Here is a 17,356-nt window from a genome sequence, read left to right on the forward strand (position 1 = left end):
GCGGCGTTGTCTTCCCGCTGGCCACCGCCACTTCAACCTGCCGCAACACCGTTACGATCTGCTCTGGTTTGTACCTCTGCATCGGCATATTCAAATACCTCCCTCATGAGATTCTCTCTCACTTCGGCTGGTATCGAAATCGCCGGGCATCCAGCGCGATCCCACCAGCAAGTCCGGCGGGTAAGCGGCGCCTCAGTTCGTCGGATATTTCTTGGCGTTGCTTGGCGCGCTGGGCACGCTTGGCGGCGGCGGATCCCTTGCCGCACTCCAGTTTTCGACGGCAAGTTTACTTAGGAAGCGGCGGCGCCGGACCCGCTGCCTCGTCACGCCGGACTCTCGTGTGTCTTCAGGCCATACGGTACGGCAGTTGGAGTCTGTACTTTTATGGCTCTTAACCGGCCAGGCGTGCTCACGTTATGCAACGGCGCTCGGTGAAGTCCGATGCGCTCCGTTGAATCGCGAGAAATTGGAAGTGGGAATCCAGTACCGGCTGCCGGAAAGGATTGGGGTTAATTTGGTTGCGGGGACTGAATTTTAACCAGCGACCTTTGGGTTATGAGGGCATTGCGGCCTGCGACTTCAGCCAATTGAATATTCCACCGCATAGAAATTTGCCGCTTGACGGCGTGAGTTGATCCCGGCCTCCTTGCATGCTTTGGGCGGTGTCTTCCCAGTCGCTACTGCCACTTCAATCTGGCGTAACACCGTCGCGATCTATTCCGGTTTGCAACTCTACATGGGCACATTCCATTCCCGCATCCATGAGAGTCTCTCTCCCTTCATCTGGTATCAATGTCGTCGGGCAGGACACTCTTGGCCGCACGGCAGCCCGATGCCAAAACTGTTTGGCAATTTGGCTGAGTCAGACTATAATGTCGCCAACTGGCTTTGGCCGCATGGGGCGTGGGCAGCCTTCGGCTTGGCCGAGTTTCAGCAAGAACTGAATGTAGCTTTGGATACGCCGCAAATTTCGATGTCGCCACGAACGACGTGCAGACCCGCGTGGCTGGGAGAGATCAAAATGTACACCAAGATGACTGAAATAGTCCGCATGCTCGTGCTGCTGGGAGTTGTGAGCGCAGGAGCGATCATGGCGCACGCGCAGGCCGTAACGGCCAGCATTACTGGCACGGTGAAGGACGGCACCGGGGCGGTGCTGCCGGCCGCGCAGGTGGTGGTGCGCAACACGGACACCGGCGTGGCCCGCTCCGTGAATGCCGATGAGACCGGCAATTTTCGCGTGGCCGATCTTAAGCCCGGCCCCTATGAAGTTACCGTTACCGTCGCCGGCTTCCAGACGCTGGTGCGCTCAGGCATCACTCTCTTAGTAGGCCAGCTGGCCAGCCTGCCGTTGACCTTGAGCGTAGGCGCGGTGGCCGAGCAGGTTACGGTTACAGGCGAGCTGCCGCTGATCAACACCACGGGCAGTGCGGTCTCCGGCGTGGTCGAGCAGGAGCGCATTGAATCGCTCCCGCTGAATGGCCGCGACTTCAGCCAGCTCCCGCTTATACAGCCCGGCGTGGCCGCGGTGCGCAACGGCGATGTGGTGGTCTCGAAAGGTTACGGCGCGCGGCTGGCCATGGGCGGCTCGCGGCCTGACCAGACCGCCTGGCTGGTGGACGGCACCAACATCAACAGCCCGTCGAACTTCGGCACGCCGGGCAGCGCCGCCGGCGTGATGCTGGGCGTGGAGGCGGTGCGCGAATTCCAGGTGCTCACCAGCAACTATTCAGCGGAACTCGGCGGCACCAGCGGCGGCGTCATCAACATGGTGACCAAGTCCGGCACAAACACGATTCACGGCTCGGCCTATGAGTTTCTGCGCAATGACAAACTCGATGCACGCAACTTCTTCGACGGTCGCCAGAAGCCTGCCTTCAAGCGCAACCAGTTCGGCTTCTCGCTCGGCGGGCCCATCAAGCAGGACAACACCTTCTTCTTCGGCAACTACGAAGGCCTGCGCCAGCGCCAGGGCAACACGCTGGTCTCGACCGTGCTCGATGCCGACGTGCATCGCGGCATCGTGCCCGGCTCGGCCACGCCCATCGCGGTGGCGTCCATCGTGCGGCCGTTCCTCGACTACTGGCCGCTGCCCAATGGCGACATCGTGCGCACCGCGGCGGGTGGACCCTCGGGTCTGGCGATTCTCTCCACGGTGGCCAGCACCAAGGTGCGCGAGGACTACTTCGTCACGCGCGGCGACCATCGCATCACTGACAAGCAATCCATCTTCGCGCGCGTCACGTTTGATCAGGGCAACTTCACGCAGCCCGACCTGGTGCCGGTATACGAAAACGTGGTGAAAGTGCATTCGCGCTACTCGACCATCCAGCATGACTACGTCATCTCGCCCGGCTTCCTCACCACCACGCGCGCGGCCTACAACCGCACGCTGATGGGCGGCACGGAAGTCCCGCTCGGCAACCACCCGGCCGGGCTGAACGTCTTCAACCCGGACTTCCCGCCGACGGTTACCATTCCCGGCGCAACAACCATTGGCCCGCCCGGAACCAACCTGCTGGCGCGCGTGCAGAACTGGTACAACATTCAGGAAGACATCCAGATGTTCCGCGGCCGGCACTCCATCAAGACCGGCGTGTCCTACAGCCGCATCGGCACCAACATCTTCAACCAGCTTGGCGCGCTGCCCGGCACGCTGACCTGGGCCACCATCCCGGCATTCCTGCAGGATCAGACGCTGCAGGCCTTCACCGGCGTGGCGCAGGGCTCAGACCCCTACCGCGCCTTTCGCCAGCAGATCTTCGGCGTATATGTGCAGGACGACTGGAAGATGAGGCAGAACTTTACCTGGAACCTCGGCCTGCGCTATGAGCCATTCAGCGCGCCCACTGAAAAACACAACCGCATGTCCACGGTGCGCGATTGGGTGAATGATACGGCGTTCACGCCCGGCATCGGGTTGTTTGAGACGCCGGCGAAGATGAACTTCTCGCCGCGGGTGGGCTTTGCCTGGGCGCCGGGCGGCGACGGCAAGACCGCCGTGCGCGCCGGCTTCGGCATCTTCTATGTGAACCTGCTGAGCGCCTACTACGGCACGCCGGGCGGCAAGAATCCGCCGTACGCGGCTTCCACCGCGGCGGTGCTGGGCAATCTGGCCACGTCCATTCAGCGCATGAAGGAGATTGACGCCGAGCTGCTGCGCCCCGCCTTCACCCCGAGCACCCTGATGGACTTCATTCAGTACGATCTCGACCCTACTTACGAAATGAAATACAACTTGTCAGTCGAGCGGCAGCTTGCCGGAGGCGTGGCAGTCACTTTGGGTTACCTGGGCAATCGCGGCATTCACCTGTGGCGGCTCGCGGACGCCAACAACCCGGCCCCGATCACCGTGGACAACCGTCCATTTGTGGTGAACGGCCTGCCGCGCCCGAACCGTCTGGTGGGCGCCGGCACGGTGCGCTACTCGGACGCGCAGGGCTTCTACAACGCGCTGCAGATGGAAGCCAAGAAGCGCTTCAGCCACGGCTTCCAGTTCCAGACCGCCTATACTTGGTCCCGCAACATTGATGATTCCACTACCGGCGTGGCGCAGACGGACTTCACTCCCGGCACCGTGGGCAACACCACGCAACCGCACAATCCGAAGGCCGACCGCAGCCGCTCCTCGCTCGACATCGGCCAGACCTTCGTGGTGAATGGCGTGTTTGAGATTCCCTCGCCCACCGAGACCGGCATCGCCGGCGCGCTGCTGCATGGCTGGCAGGTGGCCGGAATTTTCTCGGCCAGCGAAGGCGCGCCCTTCACCGTCTATGTCTCCGGGCGTAATGCTCCGGACCAGACCCGCCAGGTGGGCTTCCAGCACCCGGACCTCGACTCGAGCCGCTCGTTCGACAGCATCGTGGTGGGCGACCCGAACCGCTACTTCGACGCGACGGCCTTCCGCATCCCGCCGCCCGCGCCGGCCGGTTTCGCCGCCGGCAGCGGCTTCTACGGCAACGCGGGCCGCAATATCATCGAAGGCCCCGGGCTGACCAGCGTGGACGTGTCCTTCCAGAAGACCACGCACCTGCCCGGGCGTGAAGGCCTGCGCCTCGAGTTCCAGGCCAACTTCTTCAACCTGCTCAACCGCGCCAACTTCGCCAACCCGCGCGGCGCGCAGTCGCAGGTGATCAATCCGACCAACGGCAGCTACATCGCCGGAGCGGGCAAGATCACCAACACCGTTACCAGCTCGCGCCAGATGCAGTTCGGCCTGAAGTTGGCGTTCTAACAGCTCATTGCTTTTGCGCCATCCGGGCATTGGCGGAAACGCCAATCCCGGATGGGCAAATGCGAGAAGTCAATTGACCGCGACCGCTGATTTATAGTGAGTCATGTTTTCACGGAGAGGGAGTCGTCATGTTCAATTCATTTGTGAGTCAAGCACTAGGCCGTCTCGCTGCCCTGGCGGCGATCCTGCTGGTGGCGCAGCTGGCCCTGCACGCGCAGTTGCCAACGGCAACTATTCTTGGTTCGGTGAAGGATGAGAGCGGGGCGGTGATTCCTGGCGCCAGCATCACGGCGCGCAATACGGACAATGGTCTGACGCGCACCACCACGGCCGCGAACGACGGCAGTTACCGTCTGCCCGCGCTGCCCGTGGGCACCTATGAAGTGCGCGGCGAAAATCCCGGCTTCCGCGCCGAGGTAATCAGCGGACTCACGCTAGCCGTCTCGCAGGAGGCCGTGGTGAACCTGGCGCTGCGCGTGGGCTCGGTCGAGGAAAGCGTTACGGTTGCCGCCGAGGCTCCGCTCGTGAACACCACCAGCGGCGCGCTGGGCTCGCTGGTGAATGAACAGAAGGTCGCCGACCTGCCGCTTAACGGTCGCAACTACATGGACCTCACGCTGCTGCAGCCCGGCATCGTGCGCAACACGCGCCTGACGCCCAACTCCACCTCCACCATTGGCGTCTATTTCAGTAGCAACGGCGCGCCCGTCCGCTCGAACAACTACATGCTCGATGGCGCGTTGCTCACCAACCAGACCGGCGCCACGGCGGCCTCCGCCGACGGGTCGACGCTGGGCATCAGCGCCATTCGCGAATACAAAGTGGTTACCAGCTCCGTCAGCGCCGAGTACGGCATGACCATGGGCGGGCAGATCACCATGGTAAGCAAGAGCGGCACCAACCAGAATCACTTCGAGCTGTTCGAGTTTCTGCGCAACTCGGTGCTGGACGCCCGCAACTTCTTCGACTACAAGTCCGTCGCCAGCCAGCGCCGCCTGCCAGCCTACACGCGCAACCAGTTCGGCGGCACGGCAGGTGGGCCCATCAAGCAGGACAAGGCCTTCTACCTGGTCTCGTTTGAAGCGCTCCGCGAGCGTCTGGGCATCACCATCATTGATAACGTGTTCGGCTCAGGCTGCCACGCCGGCGGCGGCTCGACCATCACCAACGCGCAGTGCCCGCAACTTGGCGCAACGACCGCCTCGGTAACCGTGACGCCGCAGATTGCGCCGCTGCTGGATCTGTTCCCCAAGCCCAACCTGCCGAATAATCAGTACACGTTCCCGTTCAGCCAACCGACGAGCGAGGATTATGTCCTCGGCCGCTACGACCACAACTTCTCCTCGAACGACACGATCTACGCGCGCTACGCTGTGGACGATACCCAGCAGACCAACCCGGTGGCCTACGAGCAGTTCAAGTTCCTGCGCAACAGCCGCGCCCAGCACGCTGTGGCCAGCCAGATTCACATCTTCTCGCCGGCGCTGCTGAACACCGTGCGCTTCTCCTTCAGCCGCAACAACGCGCTGACCGGCTCGCTGAATCCTTTCTCCGGCCCGCAGTATTCCTTCGTGCCGGGCCGGCCCATGGGCGCCATCGTCATCGCCGGACTCACGTCCATGTCACCCTCCACGCCCAGCCAGCAGTTGCGCACCGTGCTCACCTGGAGCGACGACATGTTCCATACGCTTGGCCGGCACTCGCTGAAGTTTGGCACGCTTATCAATCACTACACCGACACCAACTTCACCGCCACCAACATCAACGGCACCATGAATTTTCCCAGCGTGGCCAACTTCTTCACCGCGCAGCCGACCAGCTATAACTCCATCACGCCAGGCTCGAACCTGAATAAGACGTATGAGTTTGTTACCTTCGGCTTCTACCTGCAGGATGACTTCCGCCCGCTGCCCACGCTCACCCTGAACCTGGGCGTGCGCTACGAGGCGCACACAGTGCCGCGCGAAGTCGATGGCAACTCGGCCGCGCTGCGCGACGTGCAGAACGATTCGGCCACCACCGTGGGCCCCATCTTCGAGAACATGTCGCTCAAAAATTTCAGCCCGCGCTTCGGCTTCGCCTGGGACATCGGCGGGCAGGGAAGGATGGCGCTGCGCGGCGGATTTGCCGAGCTGTTTGACATCGCCGTGTTCGGCCAGACGCTGAACATAGCCACCACGGGCACGCCGCCGTTTTCCTCCAACAGCGCCTTCACCGCGCCGGCCGGCCAGCCTGTCCCGGTGGTGACATTCCCGTTCCCGTTCACCGCAGGCAACGTGGGCCGCTCGTTGCGCACGCAGGATTACCACATGGCGCAGCCGCACCTGCTGGCCTACAACCTGTCCTTCGAGCGGCAGTTGCCCGGCCAGACGGCCATCTCGGTGGCCTACGTTGGCTCGCGCGGGTTGAACCTGATGAAGACCGTCGAGGGCAACCCGACCGTCTCGCAGATTCAGGCCGACGGGCGACAGTTCTTCCCCGTGGGCGCCTCCCGCGTGAACCGCAACTGGACCAGCATGGAGTTCAAGACCGCCGGCGGCGACTCTTGGTACAACTCGCTGCAGGCCAGCTTCAACAAGGCGCTGACCCACGGCTTCCAGCTGCAAACTTCCTACACCTGGGCGAAGCTGATTGATGAGACGCAGGGGCAAGCGCTCGGCGAGAACACCGCCGCCAGCCTGTTCGGCGCCGACCCGCTGAATCACAAGACCGACCGCGCCGTCGCCGACTTCGATCTCACGCAGAGCCTGCGCATCAACACCATTTACGACCTGCCCAAGTTGGACGTGGGCGGCCTGCGCGGCAAGCTGCTCAGCGGCTGGCGCGTGAGCAGCATTCTCTCGCTGCAGGACGGCCTGCCGAGCAGCATCGTGCTGGCCAACAACAATTCGCGCTCCGGCGTGAACAACGCGGGCCCCGGCATTGACCGGCCCGATCTGGTCGCGGGACGCACCAAGTCCGACGTAATCCTGGGTCAGCCCCAGCGTTACTACGACCCCAGCGCCTTCACGCTGCCTGCGGCTGGCTTCCTCGGCAACGTGGGCCGCAACTTTCTGCGCGGGCCGGGCACGGCCACGCTGGACCTGTCGCTGGTGAAGAACACGCCGGTGAGCGCGCTGGGCGAGCAGGGCCGCGTCGAGTTTCGCGCCGAGATGTTCAACATCCTCAACCGCGTGAACTTCGCCGACCCCAATCGCACCGTGTTTTCCGGCACGCAGGGAAGCACGCCGCTGCCCACGGCTGGCACTATTACCTCCACCGCCACCACCGCGCGGCAGATTCAGTTATCGCTGAAGCTGTTTTTCTAGACGCCGGTTTTGGATAGGCCGCGCCTGTCCAAAAGATTGTCATCCTAAGCGCAGCGCAGGACCTGCTTTTCCTCCGAGTGGAGTCGAAAAACAGGTCCTTCGCTCTGCTGGCGCTGCGCTCAGGATGACAACGTTGTGGGGAAGGTAAGAGTGGCGAAGTCCGCTACTGCTTGTCGTAATATTGCACGCGTACTTGCTCTTTGCCGGCGGCGTCTGTGGTCCTGATGGTGGTGGTCATGGTCTTGCCATCGGGGGCGACTTCCAGCCGCGTGTTCGATGACACTTTTCCGGCCTTCTTGCTCACCGTGTCCACGATGCGCTCGCTGACGCGCTTCATGGAAACCTGATCGCGCGCCGGGTCGCCCACCACGAGATAGTCCTTGCCGTCGTAGTAGGCCGTGTAATCGTAGTGCGTGATCTTGCCCGGCCCGTAGACCGTGTGGGTGGTGGATTTGAAGCCGTTCGGCAGCTCCTCGCGCGTAACCACGGAGCTCTCCGGCGCCGCGCCCGGCGCGTATTTCGACTTGGCCAAATTCAGCTTCCAGGTACCCATAAGGGCGTCGCCTGATTGCTTCGCGCCGCCCTGCGCCATTGCCTGCACAGCGATCGCGCACAGTGCTATGGCAACGTTAATTCCCAGCTTGCTCATTCTCATCGTCTACTCTCCTTGAGTCTGGATTTCCTATGGCAGTGCAAATACGTTGATTGAGTTGTGATTGCGCGGCGGACGGATGTCCGGCGTGATCTCGAAGGGAATGGTCGTGCCCGCCGTGCCGTCGCCGGTCATTACGGCGATGTACTGTTTGCCGTTCACTGCGTAGCTGATGGTGCTCATCTGCACCACGCCGGGCAGGATGGCCTCCCACAATACCTTACCACTCTCGGCGTCGAAGGCGCGGAAGCGCCGGTTCATGTCGCCCCAGAAGATCACGTCGCCGGCGGTGGCAAGTACAGCGCCGTTGGTGGGGGCGTGCTGTGTGTAGCGCCACTCAATTTTGCCGGTGGCCATGTTGACCTTGGCGAGGCCGCCGTATTTGGCCACATCCCCACTTGGCCGCAGGATGCCTTTGCGCGGGCCAAAGCCAGAGGCCGCGTTGTTGTTCGCGGTCATGTCCAGGCACTGGTCATTGTATTGCACGTAGATGGAGTTGCGTCCGGGGTGGTAGGCCATCGGCCAGTAGCCTTTGGTGTTGTGCGCGCAGATGATGTGGCGGTCGCCATCCTTCTTGAACACCAGGTCCCAGTTGATGAAAGTCTTGCCTGTCTCTACGTCGATCTTCGAGATGTGAAACTCCGGCGTGTCGTAAGGGAATGGCGTGGCCCACAGGAACTGGCCTGTGGCGCGGTCGATGGTCCAGATGCCGCCAGCCTCGGCCACGGTTACGACCACGTCGCGCTCCTCGCCGCGCTTGATGCGAGGGTTTATCCATTTCACTTCCTTGGGATCAATGCTCAGCGGCGTGCGCAGCAGGATGCGCTCATGAGTGTGATCCTGATCCCAGTCATCGCCGGGTAGGTACTGGAAATACCAGTCGAGCTTGCCTGTGTCGGGATCAATCGCCACTGTTGAGTTGCTGTACAATTCCGCCGGCGAGGAGCGTGAGATGGCATCCGGATCGCCGTTGTGCCGCTTCATGCGCGTGAAGGGAATCGGGTTGGCGATGCCCCAGTATATTCGGTTGCGTACAGGGTCATAAGAGCCAGGCAGGCCCCAGGGGTTGGCCACGCGCTTGTCGACAGGCATATCAGCCCAGGTGTCGCCGCCGGGCTCGCCCGTGCCAGGAGCGGTGTAGAACTTCCACGCCTCCCTGCCGGTGTGCGCATCGAGCGCGACGATGGAGGCACGGCCGCCCGCAGCGGCTTGAATACCGGCAATCACTTTATCACCCACCACGCGCGGCCCGGAGCTGGACGTGCCGACCTTGCTTTCCCAGCGGAGTTTGCCGGTGCGCGCGTCCACGGCTACCAGCGCCGAGTCCGGTGCGGCGTAGATGATCATGTCCTCGAAGATGGCCATGGTGCGCCCGGCGCGTCCATTGGCGGGGCGCTTGTATTCCCAGATCAAGTCGCCGTTGGTGGCGTCAAGCGCCTCCAGCCCTCCGGGAATGCCAACGAAAAGGACGCCGTCATGCACGAGGGGAATGTGCTCCTGAATGCCAGCGTCGATGCCGCGGCTCCAGGCCATGCGCAACTGGCTGACGTTCTGCCGGGTGATCTGGTTCAGCGGCGTGAAGCGCTGCGCGTCATAGGTGCGGCTGAACATGAGCCAGTCATCGGCACTGGGCCCTTGCAGCGTCTCCTTGGTTACCGGAGTGAAGTTGGTCGGCGTTAAATTTCTCACCTGCGCCTGAGTAAGTGTTCCTGCACATATCAGCAGTAGCAGGAGGTGTCGAGCAGTTCTGGCCACAGAAATGCCTCCGTGAAGAAATGAGTCGCGATTGCCTAATTCAAGCAGTCAAGTGCATTCTAGCGCATTGGACGCCGGGGCGCAGAGGGATAGTTGCTGAACACAGATTGGTGAGCATTCACAAGAATTTCCGGTGCCTCCGCCATCTAGTGTTGTTAAGCTGCCAGGGAAAGCGGCGAAATCTTCCATGGCTGAGATTTCCGCTTCCCGGTGATCGGGAAAATGATCAGCGTTAAGCGCAAGAAAATCGACACAGACAGGAACACTTCCAGAAACGTCAGTCGCTTCGTGGCAAGCCCGGCTTGCATCGCCGGAGTTCGTGTTTCCGGTCCAAACTTCAGAGCGCGATGTGGTCGCAGGAAGTTGTAGTGGCAGCGCAGCAATTCAAGATGGTCATCCAATCGTTCAAGTTGTTGGCGGAAGCACCAGCAACGCAACCACAGCTTCTGCAGCGGCAAGCCCTCTATGCAGTAATCGGAGCACATGAGAATCCTTCCTGCCAAAGTTCAGTTTCTCAATTTCCTGGGACAGCTGGACGAAGAGAGGCCATCAAAGCATCAACCTTGAACAGGCGCTAGCCGCCGCCGTACTGCATACGCGCCGCAGATGCCATAGCTTATACTCAAACTACATGCTCAACCGCGGCTATGCCTTCACCACGATCATCAGCAGAAAATACCATGGACAAACCCTGCTCTCCCACTTGGCAAGCCTTTACCCCCACTCAACCCCACAAGCTTGGCAACAAAAACTAAACCACGGCGAAGTCACCCTCAACGGTGTCACCGTCACCGGAAGCGAATCGGTCACTTTAGGCCAAACCCTTGTCTGGAACCGTCCACCCTGGATCGAACCAGACTCCCCTCAGCACTTCGAGGTGCTGTTTGAAGACCCATATCTATTGGCCGTAAGCAAACCCAGCGGGCTCCCCACCCTCCCCGGTGCGGGCTTCATGGAGAACACCCTCCTGCGCTGCGTGCAAAGGCGAACCCCCAACGCCAACCCTGTCCACCGGTTGGGCCGAGCCACCACCGGCATCGTCCTCTTCGCCAAAACACCGCAGGCGGCCTCTAATCTATTCGCAAACTGGAACACACCCAAGATTCAAAAAATCTACCGGGCGGTGGGTCAAAACATTGCACAACACGATGCCTACGAAATCCTTACACCCATCGGCCTCGTACCGCACCCGCTCATCGGTTCCGTGTGGGCCGCCAACCCAAGTGGCAAACCGTCAAAGTCATTGGCAAAGGTAATCTCACGCACCACCAGCACCACAACTTTTGAGGTAAGCCTAAATTCGGGCCGCCCTCATCAGATCAGAATACATCTGGCATCCATCGGCCATCCCCTGGTAGGCGATCCTCTGTACGGCTTAAACGGCCAGCCTCTTCAAAATCTCCCCGGCCTCCCCGGCGATGGAGGATATTTCCTGCACGCCCAATATCTGAAATTCAACCACCCCATCACCGGGGTACAAATCAATCTTGAGGCAGCTTTGCCGGCTGGATTCCCATTGCATCAGTAGGTTCACGGCGGGAATGAAGCTGAGGCATGGACAGCGACACTGCGCGATCGGCAAGCTCATTTCGTGTGTTGTACTAATTTCAAGCAAAATCGATCCGAAAACGTGTAGCCTTTTCCTGAGAGCGTAGGGGATCCACTGGATTTGCGCTGGAAAGACAACGAGATGCGAAAAGGGTTTACAAGAATACCGAAAGCAGACCAGCCCGCGACGCCAGGCAAAAACTACATAACTCCGAGCGGGCTGCAGCGTCTTCAAGATGAGCACCGGTTTCTGCTCAACAGGGAACGCCCGGCCGTGACGGAGGTGGTGGCGTGGGCTGCCAGTAACGGCGATCGGAGTGAAAACGCCGACTATCAGTACGGCAAGCGGCGGCTGCGGCAGATCGATGGGCGGATTCGCTTTCTCAGGAAGCGGATCGAAGCTGCGGAAGTGGTGGACCCGGAAACTCCGAGAGCGGGGCCGGCGGCCACGAGAGCATATTTCGGCGCGACCGTGCGCTATGCCAACGCCGCGGGAGTGGAGCGAGTGGTGAGCATCGTGGGCACCGACGAAGTCGATCTCGACCGTAACCACATCAGTTGGGTGTCGCCGCTGGGGCGCGCGTTGCTGAAGTCGGCAGCAGGCGACAGAGTTGGGCTCCAAGCGCCGAGCGGCACAGAATACCTAGACGTGCTGGAAGTGTGTTACGAGCGCATCTCAGTGGAACCGTTCCGTGAGCCGCCTGGATCCGAATCCTCGTCAAAGGGCACGTCTCGGCGATCCATTCCAACTGACGAAGATTAGCGATACGGCACACGAAAAATCCATGTCACGGGCAAGGACGAATTGTGAGCCGACTAGGCCTTCGTTCCGCTTTCATCCCACCCCATGAGAGGAGCGCTCGCACGCAATGAGTACTGTTCACTCAATCCGCGCTCGTATGAGTTCAGCCACTCCCGAGAAACGGCGTTGTGGGAAATGGTGCGAAATCGCTTGAAGCAAAGAAGTACCTTGGGCTGAGGTGGCAGGCGAAGCGCGTATCGGAGACCTGTCCCGAGCGCAATTCTATGGAGCCGAACAAAACCGTTCAAAATCGAAGGGGCCTCCGCTACACTGCGCGAGTTCGGAATGCCAAAAAGGAAATCCCAGTTGATTCTTGTTCCGCCTACAACTTTGTTACTCACCGTGGGGTTCCAGATCATTACTCTCGCGACCGCATTACAACAAGTTGAATGATGGTCTGCGATAATCAATCAGGAGACTCAGGGAAAATGAACGGACGCCTTTCCATTCTGCTTGCCATGCTCATCGCTGGCGCGGTGTCTGCGGACGTGCGTGCCGCCGTGCCGGTGATTCGCGAGACGCAGCCCGTGCTGCAGGCCTTTGACAATACGCCACGGCTGTCGTCGGGCACTTGGGTGCAGATTTTCGGGGCGGACTTCTCCACCGTTACGCGCGGCTGGGCGGCGAGCGACTTCAACGGGCCGTCGGCGCCAACGACTCTCGAAGGCGTCAGCGTGCGCATCAATGGCAAACCGGCGTACGTCAGCTACGTCAGCCCCACGCAGGTGAACGTGCAGGCGCCGGACGACGATGCCGTGGACGTTGACGTTCCCGTGGTGGTGAGCAATCGCGATGGCGTGAGCAACACTGTGCTGGTGCGCAAGTCGCGCGCGACGCCAGCGCTGCTCACTGCGCCGCAATTCCAGCTGGCCGGGAGGCAGTACGCTGCGGCATTTCACAGCGACCTGGCCACGTTTGCCAGCCGGCCTGACCTGCCGCAAATCCCTCTCAGCCTGCCGGCCAGTCCCGGCGACGTGCTGGTGATCTACGCGGTCGGGTGTGGCCCCACGAATCCGCCCAGCCCGGCCGGGCAGATCGTTACCGCAGCAAACCCGGTAACCGGCGCCGCGCAGACGGTGCTCACCGCCGGCACCGCGCAGACGGCCATCACGGTGCGCGCGTTCATGGAGCCGAACTACGTCGGTCTGTGTCGCTTCGACATTACTGTGCCCGACGTTAAAGGCGATGCCGCCGGCGACGTTCGCGTGGACGCCTCCGTCGGCCCGAGTGGCACGGTGCAGCCGCTGTACCTGAACGTGCAATCTTCCCAGTTGAGCCGCACCCTCACTGCGGCGTTTCGCGACTACGCGGCGATCGGTGCGGCCTACGCGCAGTTGCACAAGAAGTCGCTTGGCGTCACGCAGCCTCCGCCGCCGGCGATCGGTGCGGCCGCCTGGATTCCGCTGGCGCAAGTAACGCCCGGTAGTAGCCTCGACCGCGTGCTCAGCAGCCGCGTTCTGCGGTTCGGCTTCGTACCCGAGTACCCGCTGCACGACGTCAGCCCCACGGGCGAGCACAGCGGGTTCGACTACGAACTAGCCGTGGAGCTGGCGCGGCGTATCGGCTTGAACTTTGGCATCACCCTCGCCATTGAGTGGGTGCCGTTGAACATCACGCTGCCGGTGGGCCCGACCCGCGAGCCCGCGCTGATCAGCGCACTGACCACCGGCATGAGGAACGGCCAGTTCGACGCGGCGTTTGAGAGCACGCTGATCACCACGGCCAGCATCGCCTACGCGCGGCCCGTGCTGGGCATGTTCCCCGGCATTGTTTACACGCGGCGCGACAACCTGGATGTCTCCAGCATTGCGGACCGGCCATCGCTGGTGCGGTTTCTTATCGCGCATCCCGGACTCACATTCGTGCACGGCGCGGGCAAGGAAGTGTTTGACGCCCTCGCGGCGGACGCGGCGGCGGGCGGCGGCAACATCGTGGATATCACCACCGCCGGCGGCCCCAGCCCCAGCACCGCTCCGCATTTCCGCATGGCCGACATCAATGGCCTAACCAAGCTGGTTCACGACAACCCCGCCGCCGGAATCCTGCTCGACGTAAATCCCCGACTGGACTTCCAGCCCGAAGCTCCCTTCACTCTGCCGGACTAGGACGTGTTAACACTAACGGAGGGCCTCGACGATGAGAGCGAAGTTGAGGAAAGCGAGGAAGACGACGTCGAGTTTGTCGAAGAGGGAGTTTATCGAAGCGGGAGAAGATGCGGCGAAAGCCTTTGAGTCTACGGAAGAGCCGCTCGATCTGGTTGCGTTTGCGATACATGGCCTTATCGTACTGCCAGGGTTGCAGGCGATTGCTTTTCGGGGGAACCACCGGGAGGAAGCCGAAGTCCAGAGCCAGTTGGAGCGTTTTGTTGTCTTCGTAGGCGCGATCCATGAGCAGATGTAATGGTGCGGGCAGCGGCCCGATGCCGCCCAGCAGCACACGGCCTTCCACGGCGTCGGAGGCTTGGCCGGCGAGAGGGCATAGGTTATGGCCGTTCGAGCATCCGCGGCAACCATATGAATCTTGGTGGTCCATCCGCCGCGAGATTTTCCGATGGCCTGCGGACCGTTTTTTTTAGAGCGCCGGTGCCGTCGGGATGCACCTTGACGATAGTCGAGTCCAGCTGCACGGACTCGATCTTGAGGCGCACGATCTGCTCCCGCTGCAAACGCTCGAAGACGCGCTCCAGCACGCCGTTCTTGGACCAGCGGTTCATGCGCGTGTAGATGGTGTGCCAGTTGCCGAAACGCTTGGGCAGTCCGCGCCACTTGCAGCCCTGCTCGGCCACGTACAGCAACGCGTTGAGCACCTGTAGATTGGTTAGACTGACATTGCCACGTTGGCGCGGCAGGCTGGGTTCGATGCGACGATACTGGGCCTCGGTGATTTCCATACACCGCAGTATACCACAATATTCTATTTAGTGTTAACACGCCCTAGCTAAACCACGAAAACCATAGTCGGGATTAGGCGAAGGGAAGTGGAGCCCCGCAATCTGTTGGCACGGCGTTGACACGGAAATCCAACACAGGCCGAAACGGGATGAAATGAAGCGCACGGACCACGTTGAAAAATAATGAGATAGCACGGGACAAGACATACCGAAACGCTAGCTAATACCTTCGATTCCCGGTAGCGCTACCAAACTTTTTTATTCTCCAACAGCACAACTCCTCTGCTCTTACTTCGCATTCAGAAGAGCGACCACGCGTGTGGGCGCGCCTGAGCCGCTGGCGATCTTCATCGGCAGCGCCAGCACAAGATAGCCAGTGTCGGGCAACTGGTCGAGGTTGGCCACATTTTCAAGGCCAGCCACATTGGCGCCGTTCAGCACCTGATGCGTGATGAAGTCGCTGGAGGGGCCGTGATCGAGGCTGGCGGTGTCAATGCCGACCATGGAAACCTTGCGCACGTTCGCCAGAAACTCAGCGGCGTCCTGGGCGATGCCCGGAAAGTGGCGCTCGGCGTCTTCCGCAGCGCTATCGGTGCCCATGTACTGTTTTCTATCGCCCCAGAAGCGGCCCCAGCCGGTGTGGATCAGCACGATTGCGCCGGGCGAAATAGTCAGCCCCTTCTTCGTCTCCCAAGCTTGAATGTCCGCCGCGGTGATGCGGTAGTCGGGATACTGCGCTGCTTGATCCGCAACGCTGATCTTGAATCCCGGGCCGATGTGGCGCTCGATGGGAATCTGGTCCACGGTTAGTTTGCCCTCGGCGAAGTGAATGGGGGCGTCCATGTGCGTGCCGCCATGCTCGCTGCCCGCAAAGGTGTAGCTCGAGTAGAAATAGCCTGCCGGAGTCCTGCCGAATGCCACGGGAATGTGCTGAAACTTCTCGTGCGCCGACCAATAGATGGTCCTCTCGTCGAACGCATAGGTGAGATCAATGATCTTGGGAACTACCATCGTGGTCTCCTGTTGGGGAGTGGAAGTTTACCGGCACGCTATTGTGAGCAGCAGTAGACTTGTTACGAGCGCGAGTCGGAACACTGCGCACCTCCAGTAACGGTGATTGCTGGAACAGAACTCTCAAGGATTGCCGCGAACTCTCGCGCATTGTTGGCGGCCATGAGTTTCATCCGCAACTCCTTGGCGCCATCCCAGCCTGAAACGTAAGCTTTGAAGTGCTTCTTCATGATGGCGAATGCCTTGTGCGGGAGTATCTCCCCATAGAGGCAAGTATGCTCCAGCAGCACGTTCAGTTTTTCTTCCGGCAATTTAACTTCCGGCGCGGGCCAAATTTCAGTGGCATTGCGAAGATTCCGGCGACTGTCTGCGAAGAGCCACGGATTGCCGAAGATGGCGCGGCCGAGCATCACGCCGTCGCAGCCTGATAACGTTGCCTTTTCCACGGCGTCCTGGATCGAGGCGACATCACCATTTCCGAAGATCAGCGTTTCGCGTCCGGATTGGTCGCGAATTTCCACGGCGCGCTTGACGTGCTCCCACCGCGCAGGCACCGCCGACATTTCGTCACGCGTGCGCGCGTGAATGGTAATGACCGCGGGCTCGGCTTCGAGCAATACGGGCAGCAGAGTTTCCATTTCGTCGCGGCTCCAGCCGATGCGTGTCTTGACGGAGACCGGCAGCGCGCCGGCTCCCTCTTTCGCCGCCAGCACAATCTCCTGCGCGAGCTTCGGGTGGCGAAGCAGGTGCGCTCCGGCGCCGGACTTCACGATACCCTTGTCGGGGCACCCCATGTTGATGTCAACACCGTCGAAACCCAGCTCCACCGCCAGCGCTGCTGCCTTGCGCATCATCTCGGGGATGCCTGTAAAGAATTGCGCGACGATCGGCCGCTCAGCCTCCGTGAATGCCAGGTCCTTCACCAACGCGTCGTAGCCGCCTTTGAACAGGCCGTCGGCGGAGACGAACTCCGTCCACATGACATCAGGCTTGCCGCATTTGGCGATGATGCGGCGGAAGGCCGGGTCCGTAACGTCGGCCATCGGCGCCAACACCATGATGGGTTTCGGTAATGTCTGCCAAAAATTCATTTACGCTTAGTGTCAACCTGACCGGCGACCCGCGCCGCCTTTCCTATTCGATTTTACATCACCCG

Annotated in this window: 10 protein-coding genes and 1 pseudogene; 5 read left to right on the plus strand and 6 right to left on the minus strand. The window is 61.2% G+C overall.

Annotated features, from left to right (window positions below):
* Positions 1 to 736: 736 nt before the first annotated feature.
* Together EXQ56_10065 and EXQ56_10070 are read left to right on the plus strand one after the other, a co-directional pair.
* Complete coding sequence (locus EXQ56_10065; GenBank protein ID MSO20787.1) at positions 737 to 4,234, plus strand: TonB-dependent receptor; 3,498 nt, start codon at positions 737 to 739, stop codon at positions 4,232 to 4,234.
* A gap of 128 nt (positions 4,235 to 4,362) precedes the next feature.
* Positions 4,363 to 7,542, plus strand: a complete 3,180-nt coding sequence (locus EXQ56_10070) for a hypothetical protein (GenBank protein ID MSO20788.1) — start codon at positions 4,363 to 4,365, stop codon at positions 7,540 to 7,542.
* Positions 7,543 to 7,705: 163 nt separating this feature from the next.
* On the opposite strand, the gene EXQ56_10075 is transcribed toward EXQ56_10070, so the two are convergent.
* From EXQ56_10075 to EXQ56_10085, 3 genes are all read right to left on the minus strand, one after another.
* The gene (locus tag EXQ56_10075; GenBank protein MSO20789.1) at positions 7,706 to 8,191 is read right to left on the minus strand and encodes a hypothetical protein; all 486 of its coding nucleotides are present in this window, start codon (positions 8,189 to 8,191) and stop codon (positions 7,706 to 7,708) included.
* 33 nt (positions 8,192 to 8,224) lie between these two features.
* The gene (locus EXQ56_10080) at positions 8,225 to 9,883 is read right to left on the minus strand and encodes a hypothetical protein (GenBank protein MSO20790.1); all 1,659 of its coding nucleotides are present in this window, start codon (positions 9,881 to 9,883) and stop codon (positions 8,225 to 8,227) included.
* Between the two features lie 221 nt (positions 9,884 to 10,104).
* Positions 10,105 to 10,407, minus strand: a complete 303-nt coding sequence (locus tag EXQ56_10085) for a hypothetical protein (GenBank protein MSO20791.1) — start codon at positions 10,405 to 10,407, stop codon at positions 10,105 to 10,107.
* A 173-nt stretch (positions 10,408 to 10,580) separates the two neighbouring features.
* Here EXQ56_10085 and EXQ56_10090 point away from each other — a divergent pair, with 173 nt between their 5' ends.
* From EXQ56_10090 to EXQ56_10100, 3 genes are all read left to right on the plus strand, one after another.
* Complete coding sequence (locus tag EXQ56_10090; protein MSO20792.1) at positions 10,581 to 11,477, plus strand: RluA family pseudouridine synthase; 897 nt, start codon at positions 10,581 to 10,583, stop codon at positions 11,475 to 11,477.
* A gap of 162 nt (positions 11,478 to 11,639) precedes the next feature.
* Positions 11,640 to 12,260 (plus strand): transcription elongation factor GreB, encoded by a 621-nt coding sequence (gene greB / locus EXQ56_10095; GenBank protein MSO20793.1) that lies wholly within the window; start codon positions 11,640 to 11,642, stop codon positions 12,258 to 12,260.
* 428 nt (positions 12,261 to 12,688) lie between these two features.
* A complete protein-coding gene (locus EXQ56_10100) occupies positions 12,689 to 14,404 on the plus strand; it encodes a hypothetical protein (protein MSO20794.1) in 1,716 nt (571 codons plus the stop codon).
* Between the two features lie 12 nt (positions 14,405 to 14,416).
* Here EXQ56_10100 and EXQ56_10105 read toward each other — a convergent pair.
* The 3 genes and pseudogenes from EXQ56_10105 to EXQ56_10115 all read right to left on the minus strand — a co-directional run bounded on the left by EXQ56_10105 (position 14,417) and on the right by EXQ56_10115 (position 17,291).
* Positions 14,417 to 15,189 (minus strand): annotated as a pseudogene (locus EXQ56_10105) (IS5 family transposase).
* A 288-nt stretch (positions 15,190 to 15,477) separates the two neighbouring features.
* On the minus strand, positions 15,478 to 16,200 hold the full coding sequence (locus tag EXQ56_10110) for a cyclase family protein (GenBank protein ID MSO20795.1): 723 nt from the start codon (positions 16,198 to 16,200) through the stop codon (positions 15,478 to 15,480).
* A gap of 62 nt (positions 16,201 to 16,262) precedes the next feature.
* Entirely contained in the window at positions 16,263 to 17,291 is a 1,029-nt protein-coding gene (locus EXQ56_10115) for a tRNA-dihydrouridine synthase (protein MSO20796.1), read from the minus strand.
* Between the last annotated feature and the right edge of the window lie 65 nt (positions 17,292 to 17,356).

It is taken from the genome of Acidobacteriota bacterium (assembly GCA_009691245.1).
Taxonomy (GTDB): domain Bacteria; phylum Acidobacteriota; class Terriglobia; order 2-12-FULL-54-10; family 2-12-FULL-54-10; genus SHUM01.

Bases quoted from the DNA above. Each gene is read 5' to 3' on its own strand.
- EXQ56_10065 (MSO20787.1), top strand. From the start codon at position 737: ATGGGCACATTCCATTCCCGCATCCATGAGAGTCTCTCTCCCTTCATC.
- EXQ56_10070 (MSO20788.1), top strand. From the start codon at position 4,363: ATGTTCAATTCATTTGTGAGTCAAGCACTAGGCCGTCTCGCTGCCCTG.
- EXQ56_10075 (MSO20789.1), bottom strand. From the start codon at position 8,191: ATGAGCAAGCTGGGAATTAACGTTGCCATAGCACTGTGCGCGATCGCT.
- EXQ56_10090 (MSO20792.1), top strand. From the start codon at position 10,581: ATGCTCAACCGCGGCTATGCCTTCACCACGATCATCAGCAGAAAATAC.
- greB (MSO20793.1), top strand. From the start codon at position 11,640: ATGCGAAAAGGGTTTACAAGAATACCGAAAGCAGACCAGCCCGCGACG.
- EXQ56_10100 (MSO20794.1), top strand. From the start codon at position 12,689: ATGATGGTCTGCGATAATCAATCAGGAGACTCAGGGAAAATGAACGGA.
- EXQ56_10110 (MSO20795.1), bottom strand. From the start codon at position 16,200: ATGGTAGTTCCCAAGATCATTGATCTCACCTATGCGTTCGACGAGAGG.
- EXQ56_10115 (MSO20796.1), bottom strand. From the start codon at position 17,291: ATGAATTTTTGGCAGACATTACCGAAACCCATCATGGTGTTGGCGCCG.